This is a genomic window from Pontibacter sp. SGAir0037 (genome assembly GCF_005491705.1).
Taxonomy (GTDB): Bacteria; Bacteroidota; Bacteroidia; order Cytophagales; family Hymenobacteraceae; genus Pontibacter.
The window spans coordinates 2256178-2268581 of the sequence record NZ_CP028092.1; the positions used below are offsets into that span (position 1 = coordinate 2256178).

General features: G+C 42.3%; 9 protein-coding genes. 3 read left to right on the forward strand and 6 right to left on the reverse strand.

The window, feature by feature from the left end; translation table 11 throughout:
* Positions 1 to 2: 2 nt before the first annotated feature.
* From C1N53_RS09120 to C1N53_RS09140, 5 genes are all read right to left on the reverse strand, one after another.
* A complete protein-coding gene (locus tag C1N53_RS09120) occupies positions 3 to 782 on the reverse strand; it encodes a TolC family protein (RefSeq protein WP_137759007.1) in 780 nt (259 codons plus the stop codon).
* Positions 782 to 1960 carry a sugar transferase gene (locus C1N53_RS22925; protein WP_137759008.1) on the reverse strand — a complete coding sequence of 393 codons (1179 nt, stop codon included), beginning with the start codon at positions 1958 to 1960 and terminating at the stop codon, positions 782 to 784. The genes C1N53_RS09120 and C1N53_RS22925 overlap by 1 nt, the downstream gene beginning before the upstream one ends.
* A 7-nt stretch (positions 1961 to 1967) precedes the next feature.
* Complete coding sequence (locus tag C1N53_RS09130; RefSeq protein ID WP_137759009.1) at positions 1968 to 2351, reverse strand: response regulator transcription factor; 384 nt, start codon at positions 2349 to 2351, stop codon at positions 1968 to 1970.
* Positions 2352 to 2957: 606 nt separating this feature from the next.
* Positions 2958 to 3731 carry an Hpt domain-containing protein gene (locus C1N53_RS09135; protein ID WP_137759010.1) on the reverse strand — a complete coding sequence of 258 codons (774 nt, stop codon included), beginning with the start codon at positions 3729 to 3731 and terminating at the stop codon, positions 2958 to 2960.
* A 145-nt stretch (positions 3732 to 3876) separates the two neighbouring features.
* Positions 3877 to 5739 carry an ATP-binding protein gene (locus tag C1N53_RS09140; protein ID WP_168193997.1) on the reverse strand — a complete coding sequence of 621 codons (1863 nt, stop codon included), beginning with the start codon at positions 5737 to 5739 and terminating at the stop codon, positions 3877 to 3879.
* A 1119-nt stretch (positions 5740 to 6858) separates the two neighbouring features.
* Here C1N53_RS09140 and C1N53_RS09145 point away from each other — a divergent pair.
* From C1N53_RS09145 to C1N53_RS09155, 3 genes are all read left to right on the forward strand, one after another.
* Positions 6859 to 8736 (forward strand): ATP-binding protein, encoded by a 1878-nt coding sequence (locus tag C1N53_RS09145; RefSeq protein ID WP_137759012.1) that lies wholly within the window; start codon positions 6859 to 6861, stop codon positions 8734 to 8736.
* 51 nt (positions 8737 to 8787) lie between these two features.
* Entirely contained in the window at positions 8788 to 10155 is a 1368-nt protein-coding gene (locus tag C1N53_RS09150; RefSeq protein ID WP_137759013.1) for a sigma-54 dependent transcriptional regulator, read from the forward strand.
* Between the two features lie 107 nt (positions 10156 to 10262).
* Positions 10263 to 12119: a response regulator gene (locus C1N53_RS09155; RefSeq protein WP_137759014.1), complete on the forward strand. Its 1857-nt coding sequence runs from the start codon at positions 10263 to 10265 to the stop codon at positions 12117 to 12119.
* Positions 12120 to 12168: 49 nt separating this feature from the next.
* Here C1N53_RS09155 and C1N53_RS09160 read toward each other — a convergent pair whose 3' ends face one another.
* A complete protein-coding gene (locus C1N53_RS09160) occupies positions 12169 to 12348 on the reverse strand; it encodes a hypothetical protein (protein WP_137759015.1) in 180 nt (59 codons plus the stop codon).
* Between the last annotated feature and the right edge of the window lie 56 nt (positions 12349 to 12404).

Sequence of the window (12404 nt, forward strand, 5' to 3'; positions counted from 1 at the left end):
TGCTATTGATTCATTAATTCATTCAATGTCATTCCTATCATCTCCTCCATCAGAAGCAGTGCCGTCTGGTAAGCGTTTTTTGCCTCCTCCTGCTCCAGCACAGCTTCGTTGTAGAACTTAATGGCGGCCAGTTGTTCTTCAAACTTCACATTGCCGTCTCTGAATTGCTTCTCTGTTATTTTCTTGGTGATATCTGCCGACTGCAGGGCGTCCTGGTAGTGTTGCAGAACAGATTTAGCCAGCACCAGCTCCTGGTACAGCTTTATGACGTCCTGCCTGATCTTATCTTCCTGTACTCCTTTAGAAGCTTCGGCCTGCTGTAACATTAACTTCTGCCGGAGCACCGAGCTTCCCGAAGTGCGTCTACCTAAAGCCACATCCAGCGGGAGATTTATATTAACGCCAACCGTATACTGCGCCCGGGCATCCAGGGCAAAGGCGTTTATCTGGTTTACTTCTGCCTGATTGGTGCCAAAGTAGGGAAGCGTGCCGTAATTGTAGCCCGATACGAGGGAAACCGCGCTAAAGATGTTTTTCTTGGTTAGCTTCAGATCTTCCACAGCAATCTGCTTCTCCGTTTCAAGCACTTTTACCTCGGCCGAACGCTTAATGGCAGCATCTATAAGCTTTGGAAGGGCTATATGCTGCGTAAATAATCTCACCTGCCAGTTAGGATCTTGCTTTGTCTGAGTTGGAGATGTAGTTTGAGTTTGAGGCTGTGTTTGCCCAAACGCTAACGGCATGTGGAAAATAAATAACAGGTAAAGTAGGGTTTTCTTCATCAGACGTTTTCTTTTTGAAATAGAGCAGGAAATGTTTTAAGTATGATTTGCAGGTCCTTTTTAAAGGAAAAGCTCTCGGCGTACTGTACATCCAGCGCTTTGCGCTCTTCTTCAGACATATCGCCTTTGCCACGTTTGCTCACCTGCCATAAACCGGTTATTCCAGCCGGTGCAATAAACCTGGCAGTAAACTGATCGGTTGTTATCTTCTCTGCTTCATAAAGCGGAAGAGGTCTGTTGCCTACTAAAGACATATCGCCGCGCAGCACATTGTAAAGCTGCGGAAGCTCATCTATACTGGTATTGCGAATAAAAGAGCCGATACGGGTAATACGCGGATCATTGGCAATCTTTATAAAGGCAGCACCACTTTTTGCCCTGGTTGTTTGCTGAAACAGGTCTTCGCAAATCGGGCTTCCGTTGCTATCGATCAGCTTACGCTGGCATTCTGTGCCGGTAGCAGCACAACTCGCACACAGGCTAGAAGCCCGTGTAGTCACTCTTTCTCCCCCTCCAGCGTTTTTCTGATACTGGTTCAGGTTCTTCATAGACGACAAAAGCTTATCAGCATCCTGCCGCATAGACCTGAACTTCCAGAACTTAAAAATTTTATAGCCCGCTCCTACCCTGTAAGAATAATAAAAGACAGGCCCTTTCGACTCCAGCCTGATCAGCAGGGCCACCAGTAAAAACAAAGGCAACAGGCATATTAAAGCCAGGGCAGCAAACACTACATCAAACACCCTTTTGGAAGTAGGCATCTTAAAGGAGTAGCTCATTGCCAGGCTTTGGGCAACACGGTTCTCTGTTTGTGGCGATGAGAATTTCAGGCGCATCAACAGTTTTTCCTGGTCTTCCGGACTGAACAGAAACACATCCGAAACCCCTGCCTGCAGAAACAATGTCTGTACCCGGGGCGAAAAGGGCTTTGGCGTAAGCCAATACACCGGTATCATTCCCCTTGTGCCACCCTTCATAGCCCTGATCAGGTTAAGACCAAGCGGTGAATTAGGATTTGAGGAATTTAGGATAGCATCGCACTTTCCACCTTCTTCCAGCCACGACAGGAAATATGCCGGGTTGTCGAAATGCTCTACTTCCAATTCTTTCATAAACTCCAGCTCAAAAGCCATTGCTTCCTGAGAATCTGGTGTAAGATAGGCTATTTTCTTCCTCATACTCAACTTATATGTTTACCCTCTTCAGCATGTTCTTGATTCTGATATCGAGTTCCTCCGGATTAAAAGGTTTTACCATATAATCGTCGGCACCGCTTTTCAGGCACATGATCTTATTGCTCGTCTGGTCAATACCAGACAGCATCACCAACGGTATGTCTTTATAAAGATTACTGGCCCTTAGCTGCTTTACAAAATCAAGCCCGTTCATAAGCGGCATTTCATAATCTGCTACAATACCATCTGTGATATTGCCTTGTTGTAGCCAGGCAATCGCCTCGAATCCGTTAAGTTTCACTACTACATCATAATCTTTCGAAAAATAGTGCTCAAGAAACAGACCTATAGAAGGCTCATCGTCAACGACCAAAAGCTTCAGTTTCTTCTTCATAAAAATTGGAATTAAACTATATTAGACAAACACTATAAATTTTATAAGTTTTAATGAATACTTGTTATATTGGATATTTGTTATACTTTTTTAAAAACAAAATGATATAAATTATAAAAATAGGTATAAGACGCAGTTCCAATATGTATTCATATAAATGCACCTATTATGCATCTCAGGCAGCAGAATTGAACTTTTCTAAAAAAGACTAAGTAACCACTCACGTTATTCCTATTTAACAAACTATGTTAAATCCTATATATACTAAGAATACACACAATACAAGGTTAAAGAAAACAGTTATATAATTTTTCATGTGATTACTTGCTTTTTAACCTTAAGAAGCAATGCGGCATCAGTAAAAACGCCGGATGTTATACCGGTTTTGCTGTTCCAGTAACTTTTAAAAAGTCGCTGGAATTAGGTAGTATTAACTAGTAAACAGCGTTACAAAAGTTTTAAAAACTTTAAAGGTGCATTAAAGGTCAATCTCAGCTATACACGTTTAGGTCGGTTTTGGTCGGTTTTACAGAATTTTCGCTCTACAAAACGCCTTTTTGCAGTAGTGGAAGAGTCGCCCTATGGTTCCGGAAGGGCAAATAGTTTTTATGATTGCAGGTTTCTCTTAAAGATATTAATTACTTTTTCAGTGATATCAGAGGTAATACTGATCAGGTCAGGGATTCTCTCAAAGCCGGACTCCTGTTTTGTTCTGGCTGTTTTCTCAATTTCCTTCATGGCCTCTACGGGTTCGAGCATATTTAAATTACCGAAAGTAGATTTAAGGCGGTGCGATATATGCGCTAAAACACTCCATTCTTTAGCAGCACAGGCACTTTTCAGCTCATCCAATAAGCCGGGAACAGTATCTATAAACAGTTGCTGCATCTTCCGCACAAAAACAGGGTCGTCTGCCAGTACTCCTAAATTGGTGTAATCATACAGATTGGCTTCAGTGCTCAGCAATCTCAGCTCAGTAGTATCAGGCCTGTACATTTCGCCACCGGAAGCCTCTCTGGCACCTGCCTGGTCCGAAGTACCTATACAGGATTTCAGAGAAGTTATATCTGAAGAAACCGACAAGAGGTAAAAGCTGCCATCGGTGCTCTTAAAAGGACTTTTTACGGTGTAGAACCACAGCTCGCTTCCATCCAGCAGCTTATAAAATTCCTCAAATCCAACCTCACTTCCAGTTGCAATTATTTCCAGATCTCTGTCAGATGCATAATCGAACACTGGTCTGCCATCCTGCAGAAGCGAGGCAGCGCTACGCCGGTGCAAAGCCATATATGCTGCATTGGCGATCACTAAATTTCCATCCTTATCCTTGATGTACATAGGATAAGGGTTGGCATCTATTACTTGTCTAGTAAATTCCATTTGAAACCTGCTACCTGTTTAAATTACTTTTAAAGAATGTTTTCAGTAGAAAGAAAATTAAGTCAGGGTTTAGGGTGCGTAGAGGTACAGCAGTCATTCTCTATTACTATAGCGAATGACTGCTGTACGTGTAGTATGGCGAAATCTATACTACAGGCGTCCTGGCAAGAAGGCTGGACAACCTGTTATATAATTCATGCGGAACAAAAGGTTTAGTCAGATAATCGTTTGCACCAATAGCCAGTACATTTTCCTTTTCAGCATCATCGTAATTAGCTGTAAAGGCAACAACAGCGCCCTGGTAGCCTCTTTGCCTAAGCTCACTAATGGCATCATAGCCGTTCATAACGGGCATATGCAAATCCATAAGCACAAGATCAAAATCAGCAGCAGATGCTTTATCTAAGGCTTCCAGGCCATTTTCAGCAATTACTACATCAGATTTCCAGCTGGTCAGTAATTTGCTGGCCAGAGTTGTATTAGAGATGTTGTCATCCACGAGCAGTACTTTCGCATGGCGTAAGGCAGAGAGTCCTGCACCTGTTTCTTCTGCCTCCTGTGGTAGCAAGGGCTGTATAGCAAAAGATTTCTTATACTTTAGCAGCACCTTAAATGTGGAACCTTCGCCGGGATTACTTTCCAGCTGAATATGCCCTTTATGGAGATCAACGAGCTTCCTGGTAATTGCCAACCCAAGACCTGTGCCCCCATACAGCCTGTGCGTAGAGGCACTTGCCTGTACAAAGCTTTCGAACACCTGTTGCTGCCGTTCTGCCGGTATACCCGGGCCAGTGTCAGAAACCACGAATTCAATTACCCAGTCCTGATCAGACTGGTAAACCCCATTCACCGTTAAGCTCACCTTGCCCCTTTCCGTGAATTTAATGGCATTACTCAACAGGTTATTCAGAATCTGCATAAGTCTTGTCGGGTCGCCTGTTACTTCTTCCGGAATATTTTCATCCAGGTTGAGGTAAAAGCCGAGGTTTTTCTCTGCCGCCCTTAAACTTAAAGAGCGATGCACCCCCATAAGCAAATGCTTCAGTTTAAAGCTTACCTGCTCAAGTTCTATCTTTCCGGCCTCAATTCTGGAGTATTCCAGCGTTGTATTGATCAGCCCCAGGAGGTTTTGAGAAGAGAAATGAATTGCCTGCAGATTTTCCTTGTGCTCGCTCTCTGTCTGATCTTTCTGTAACAGCAGGTGCGAAAAGCCTATTATTGCATTCAGGGGCGTGCGTATTTCATGGCTCATAAACGAAACGAAATCAGACTTCACCTGTAGCGCCTGCTTTAGATACTCCTTTTCGGCAAGGAGTTTATTTTCTTTTGCAACTATATCCGACACATCCTGCACCGTACCGATGATTTTCTCGAGTGTACCGTTCTGGTGGCAAGGCTTTAGCTTAAACCGCACCCATGTTTCGCTTCTGCTGCCGGCTAGCTGCACCGTATGCTCCAGTTCTTCCTGCTTTACTATAACGGTGTTCCATGCCTCCACCAGTTGGTCTCTATGCATTTCCGTTACTGCTGACAGCAAGGCATGAAAGCCTTCAAGTTCTTTCTCGCCCGAAATACCCAGTATAGCATAGAGGTTTTCAGAACAAGAGAAAGTTTGGGTATCAACACGAAAGCCCCAGCTGCCCATTTTAGCTATTTTCTCTGTCTCCAGCCATAATGCATGGCCCTGCTCCAAGGCTGGCGCAGCTCCGGCTGTGTCACGATGAACTTTAAGGTATTGTATATCTGCAGAATTATCCAGGATCGATGGTAGCATATCTGTAAAAGTGTTAGCCTTCGCGTGTACAGGTTTACCTACGTAATGCAGCGCACTGATAGGAAGCGAACCTGAAACAAAAGCATCGGTTGGTTGTATGGTCGGGTTAACCTGGGTTAAATGATTCTGATGCGCTACCAATGCAGCAGCATGATTTTTCATATTAGAAGATGGGGCCTCGAAACCGGCCGCCATGGCGAAGGAGTTATCACTGCCCTTCCAAATCTGTTCCATTCGATTTAAAGAGCCCTCCTCTGTCATGGGAAGAGGATAAACATAAGCCGTCTTCCTTAGCACTTTAAAAAAATAGTGGCAGCATTTGAGAAAACTACTTCCCCGTACACTCTCAGAATAAATCTTTCTCATAGGCTTTGCTTATTGATGTTAATTGGGAAGGCTTAACTCACATGAACATGATTGCATATGCAACAGCTTACCATATTACTAACAATAGCGCTATTTGTTACAAAATACATCTACCAATTACACATATTTTTAAAATATTTATAATTGCTATGCATACCAGGATGCTTAAGTGCTTTAAAGTAAACCGTATTAGGGCACCAATCCTTTCAGAATACTTAAATAATAATTAAATGTTACTGCAAACGAAAAGAAGAGACTAAAAATTACTTTAATTTATTTTTAAATAAGCTTAATACAACAACAAAAACAGATACATAATTAAAATAATAATATATATAACTTACAATATATATTTTATATTGTTTTAAATTCTAAAAATCAGACGGAAGAGGCTATAATTTTAGGTCTAACATTTAGTAAAACCTTGATGAAAATTAATTATAATTTAACTTGCTATTACTATATATATAAATTATATTTATATCGATACAATATTTATTTACACTAATTTAATATTTATTTTTTCAATATAGAATTAAATAAATAATTTTTTTAAAAATACCTACTACTAGGTAGTTGCTTTTATAAATTAACACCATATATTAGCGTTATAATTTATATAAGAATGCTTATATATGTTATAAATACTGATTTTAATGCTGGCTTTGAACACCAGCTACGCCTCTAATACTGCTTAGGCTTTAGCCTTTACCCTGAAAACATAACTTTCCTTTAAGTACGCCCATTCCGCCCCACATGCGGCTACTGGTGATACTTGTTTTGCTACTGCGATTTTAAGGGTCATTATATCATATACTTATAAAAACCTTCTTTTAATCACAAAATAATAAGTGAAACTATTATAGTACCTCAGCTCAGGTTCTTGTTTGCCATTAGCATACTCGCTAAGAAAGCAGCACCTGCACTTTGGCTGAAACAAAACTGCTCCATTTATAAACATTTAAGAAAGAAAAAGAAAGTGACGTCATGAAAACCTCTACATCAACTATCAGTCTACAGGAACTATCACCGGACCTGGTAAACAAGGTTGAATTGACTCAGCGCAACGTGCCAACCAGAAAACCTGTACTGCGCTTCCTTTCCGCCCTGTCATTTTTTGCAAAGAAGCACCTGTACAAACCGCTCCTAAATAAGGAGGCATTTATTTCTATCATTGACAGAAGCCTAGAACAGGTTAGAAAAATTCCGGTGTTTTACACATCTAAGGAATTAATGCCTCTCTACTTCAAAGGCTTAGGAAAAGTATCTGCGACGCCCGTTACGGATACCTGGGGCTTACCGGCTTCCTCTCAGTTTCCTGTAAACGAGGGGCTGCCCTCTTTATGGAGCGAGGCAGAAATACTTTTTAATATCGGATGCTGGGAACTGGAGATCGTGTCAGGGCGATTCAAGTGCAGCCCTGCTGTTTACCATCAGCTGGGCTTAACGGCAGCTACAGAATTAAAAGGGATAACAGCGCTGTTTTCTTTGTTCAAGACCGAAGACACTATCCTGATACAAAACCGATGGGAAAAGATTCTGACTTATGATGCAGATGAAATAGATCAGGTGGTGGAGCTAGGATCGATCGGACTTAATAAGTGGTTCCGGTTCAGAGCCAAGCCTGTTTTTGAGGAATTCAAATTAGTAAAAATAGTTGGCACCCTGCAGAATGTAACAGAACTAAAAGAAGCTGAACTAACGGCAAAAGCTGAAATGGTGAAAGCCGTAGAGGCCGTAAGACAGAAATCCGAAAGCCTTTCTGTTATAAGCCATGACATGCGTACGCCTTTAAATTCCATTATAGGGCAATGCTTTCTGATGATGCAGGAGGAAACCCTCCCCCAGGAGCACAAGGAAAGCCTGAATACCATTCATTTCTCCTCACAAAACCTGCTTAACCTCATCAATAATATTTTAGATATTTCTAAAATTGAAGCCGCTAAAGTTGAGGTTGAATCTATAAACTTCCAGCTCAGGAGCCTGCTAAAGAAGATTCACCAATCTTTATCTATCCAGGCAAACGAGAAGCACCTGAATTTTGATCTGTGCATTGACGATAAAGTGCCTGCATTGCTGGAAGGAGACCCTGCTAAGCTTACACAGGTATTAAATAACCTCTTAAGCAATGCCATTAAATTTACAGCGCGAGGTTGCGTCAGGCTTAAAGTAGACATTATTTACCAATCTGATCAGGGTTATGTGCTGGAGTTTGTGGTTTCCGATACAGGCATAGGTATACCGGAACATCTACAGCAGCATATTTTCGAGAGCTATACGCAGGCCAATGCCTCCATCTCGAGGCAGTATGGTGGCACCGGCCTGGGACTGGCAATTACGCATAAACTTATAAAACTCCAGAAGGGCACTATCAAGCTTAAAAGCAGCCCCGGCTTTGGCTCCATTTTTACGGTACGCCTGAAATTTAACCGACCCAAGCTGTCCATTGCCTCCACCGAAGAACAAAGCCAAAGAGAAGACCAGCATTCGGATCTATTTGGCTCTAAGATTCTGGTGATAGATGATAATGCTTTTAACAGGGTTATCACCTGCAAGCTTCTCAGCACATGGAATGCCGCTGTTGAAGCAGCAGATAATGGCTATGTGGCGTTGGAGATGCTAAAAACCGAATCGTACGACCTGATTCTGCTAGACTTACAAATGCCGGTGATGGATGGCTTTCAGGCCCTGAAAGAAATGCAGAAACTGAAAATCAAAACACCAATCATAGCCCTTACGGGCAATGCAAACTCAAAAGAGAAAAACTATTGCCTTATGAACGGTTGCAGCGATTACCTGACAAAGCCTTACATTCCACAGGAACTTTACACCAGAATCAGACAAACAATCAAAAGAATAAATTAATCTGTTTTAAAACACTAAAGTTTAGTTATCATATAAAGCTTCACTTCTCCTATGTCAGTATCACCAGTTAAATGCCGGACAAAGATTTTTGTTTTAGAAGATGACCAATGGTACTCCCAGTTTCTTCACTACCACCTGTCTTTGAATCCCGATCATGAGGTATTAGTATTTAACACGGCTGAAGACTTTATCAAGAACCTGCACGAGTTACCTGATATTGTAACCCTGGACTATTACTTACCGGGCTTCGCAGGGGAAAAGATATTGAGTAAAATCGTTGAACTGAGCCCTAAAACCTATACGCTGGTTATCTCCGGCCAGGAAGACATCAGCAAAGCCGTTAATATGATCAAAGAAGGGGCCTACGATTATATTGTTAAAAACGAAGAAACAAAGAGCCGCCTGTGGAGCACCATCGAAAAGGTGAAGCACAACATTTCGCTAAAGCAGGAAATTGAAGAACTCCGGAATGAGGTAAAGCAAAAGTATACGTTAGGTACTGAAATTATCGGTAATTCCGAAGCCATGCAGAAAGTATCGAAACTGGTAGAGAAAGCAGCCAGAAGCGCTATAAATGTAACAATAACAGGTGAAACCGGCACCGGAAAAGAATTGATCGCCAAAGCTATTCACCAACATTCTGACAGGTGCAAGAAACCTTTTGTGGCCGTAAACATTTCTGCCATTCCCAACGAACTGCTCGAAAGTGAACTCTTCGGCCACGAAAAGGGAGCCTTTACAGGGGCCGCAGGTTTGCGTATCGGAAAGTTTGAAGAGGCAAATGGTGGTACCATCTTCCTGGATGAGATAGGTGAAATGAACGTGAACCTGCAGGCCAAGCTTTTAAGGGTTTTGCAGGAAAGGGAAGTTACACGGGTGGGATCCAACACAACCATTCCTGTAGATGTACGGGTGCTGACAGCCACACACCGAAACCTGATGGAAGAAGTGATCAACGGTAATTTCAGAGAGGACTTATATTACCGCCTGCTGGGTATAAAGATACAGCTGCCTGCCCTGCGCGAAAGAGGCCACGATGTTTTACTGATTGCGCAAAAGCTGCTGGAGAACTACTATACCCAGAACAGCATCAGCCCTAAACGCCTTTCACCGGAAGCCCAACGGAAACTGCTGAACCACTCCTACCCCGGCAACGTGCGTGAATTAAAGGCTATAGTGGAACTGGCAGCCGTTCTGTGCGAAAAAGAAGCTATCTCACCGGAGGATATTCAGTTACAAGAAACAAAGATCCAGAATTTTTCCTACGAAAAGACATTGGACGAATACATTGCCGATACGGTTCAAAAGTACCTCGACAAGTACAACTACAATGTACTGAGCGTTGCGGATAAGCTGAAAATAGGTAAGTCGACCATTTATCGCATGATAAGGAAAAAAGAAGTTGTTATTAATAACTAACACTACAAAAAGAGCTTCTCTTTGAGGATCCCTTTTATAGTACCTGCTCCCTTTAAATGCCAAACATCTTTACCCCTTATTAACTTTAACCCATTACAAAGATTAGCATGATTTTTTTCAGACAACTTATTGATGTTAATCCATTCCCTATCTACTTAAAGAACGAGCAGGGGAAGTTTGTTTTTGCCAATAAAGCTTATGCCGATGTTCAGGCCATTGAGCTTGACGAACTAATCACTACCGGCTATTGTGAATCTGACTTCTCGTATGAAAGGGATCTGGAGGTGATCAGGTCAGGGGTTCCTGTTACCATACAGGAGTTTTATAAGTCAGATACGGGAGGCTTTAAATGGTATAACACGGTAAAAATGGCTTACCAACAAACCGATGGTTCTGTATACCTGCTTTCCATTTCTTCCGATATAACCGACTTTAAAGAAAAGATCCTGAACGATTCGGATCTGTCGGAGGAGAAAGAGCAGATATTTGTTGATTTGTGCAGGGAAATTCGAACTCCCGTCTATTCCATCATTGAACTAGCCAAGCAAATTCGCCACACAAATCTCTCAAAATACCAGGAAGAAAAGCTCAATTCCGTTTTAACTGTCACCGATAATATTCTGGCAACCCTTAATCAGGCGCTTGAATACAATGAGCTCGAGAAAAGTAATGAGGTGGAGCTGGAGTTCATCAGCTTCAGTCCGGTCACCATTCTTCGCGACACAGTGAACGCCCTGATTTCGAAAGCAAAAGAACAAGGCATCAGGCTGGAGTTCAGACTAAATCACACGAAAGAACTGTTGGTACAGGGAGACCCGTTCCGGCTTAGCCAGATTCTGCTCATACTTATTAATAATGCCATTAAGTATACCTACGAAGGAAACATAACGGTAAGCCTTAAAACCAAAGAGAAAAGCGAAAGCAGCGTTTATATAGAATTTTGTGTGGAGGACACCGGCATTGGCATGAACGAAGAAAAAGCAGCTACGCTTTTTCTGCAGGAAGAGCCGCCTAATACCGGCGACAGCCCCGGATTCGGTTTAAAAATATGCAAGCGCCTGATCGAGTCACAGGGGGGAATGTTGTGGTTCGACAGTGTGCCCGGCTTAGGCAGCCGCTTCTATTTTACCATTCCCTATATAACTTCTAACCAGTATACAGAGAAGCATCAGCCGGAAGCTGTATTAAGCCAGAATGATCTGAAGGGGTTAAACCTGCTGCTGGCCGAAGACAATCATGTGAATCAACTTATTGCCATCTCTCATTTAGAGGCCTGGGATGTGCTGGTAGAGCTGGCTTTTGACGGAGAAGAAGCCCTAAAAAAAGCAACTGACAAAAAGTACGACCTGATTCTGATGGATATTCAACTGCCCAAGATGGACGGAATTGAAGTTACCAACTACCTGAGGTCTGAGCCCAATCCAAACCAGGAAACGCCTATTATCGCTTTCACAGCCAACACCATACAACAAGAACCAGAGAAGTTTCGGTCTTTAGGCTTCAACTATAGTATTTTTAAGCCTTACCAGACAAACGACCTGCATAAGATTATAGCCGACAACACCGGCAGGAACAGGGCCTATACCTCAATTGCCACGGCTTCTCATGGTAAAGGAAATAAACTGTACGACTTCAGTGGCTTAGGCAGCCTGGCCGACGATTTTCAGTTTATTCAGAAAATGCAGCGGCTCTTTATTGAGACAGTGCCGGATCAGCTATCTGAAATAAGGGCAGCTATTAAGCAGGAGAAATGGGATGCAGTAGCTCAAATGGCACATCGGCTCAAATCTACCTACAGCAATATAAAAGTAAAGGAAGCAACAGAGAATTTAAAGAACATAGAACGCTTTGCGAACGCAAGATCTTCTACAGATAAAATTGAAAACCTGCTTTTTAAAGTAATGGATGTAACGGATCAAATCCTAAATGCTTTTTTGCTTGAACTGACCAAAGAAGAATATTAGTGCCTGTTGGCTGCTAAGGTAAAGCAGATAACAGGCACTAATATTCTTCTTATTTCTGCTTGCGGATAGCACCATAGAGCACCGGGCTGAAGAAGCGCAGGTTCTCCAGCACACAGGTCATGCTGTAAAATTTCTGCACGTCTATTTCCGCGTTTTCCGCCATGGCTTCCAGAATAGTATCCAGGGTAGCAGCAAACTGTTGATCAAACTCTTCTTCTGTCATTTCCATAGGTAGTAAAGCTAGCTAATTTCTAACAAAACTTTACTACAAATCATTGCAGGAAT

What these genes read in the sequence shown, in the direction of transcription:
- C1N53_RS09120 (WP_137759007.1), bottom strand. Translation starts at nt 782, where the DNA reads ATGAAGAAAACCCTACTTTACCTGTTATTTATTTTCCACATGCCGTTA.
- C1N53_RS22925 (WP_137759008.1), bottom strand. Translation starts at nt 1,960, where the DNA reads ATGAGGAAGAAAATAGCCTATCTTACACCAGATTCTCAGGAAGCAATG.
- C1N53_RS09155 (WP_137759014.1), top strand. Translation starts at nt 10,263, where the DNA reads ATGATTTTTTTCAGACAACTTATTGATGTTAATCCATTCCCTATCTAC.
- C1N53_RS09160 (WP_137759015.1), bottom strand. Translation starts at nt 12,348, where the DNA reads ATGGAAATGACAGAAGAAGAGTTTGATCAACAGTTTGCTGCTACCCTG.
- C1N53_RS09130 (WP_137759009.1), bottom strand. Translation starts at nt 2,351, where the DNA reads ATGAAGAAGAAACTGAAGCTTTTGGTCGTTGACGATGAGCCTTCTATA.
- C1N53_RS09140 (WP_168193997.1), bottom strand. Translation starts at nt 5,739, where the DNA reads ATGGAACAGATTTGGAAGGGCAGTGATAACTCCTTCGCCATGGCGGCC.
- C1N53_RS09145 (WP_137759012.1), top strand. Translation starts at nt 6,859, where the DNA reads ATGAAAACCTCTACATCAACTATCAGTCTACAGGAACTATCACCGGAC.
- C1N53_RS09150 (WP_137759013.1), top strand. Translation starts at nt 8,788, where the DNA reads ATGTCAGTATCACCAGTTAAATGCCGGACAAAGATTTTTGTTTTAGAA.
- C1N53_RS09135 (WP_137759010.1), bottom strand. Translation starts at nt 3,731, where the DNA reads ATGGAATTTACTAGACAAGTAATAGATGCCAACCCTTATCCTATGTAC.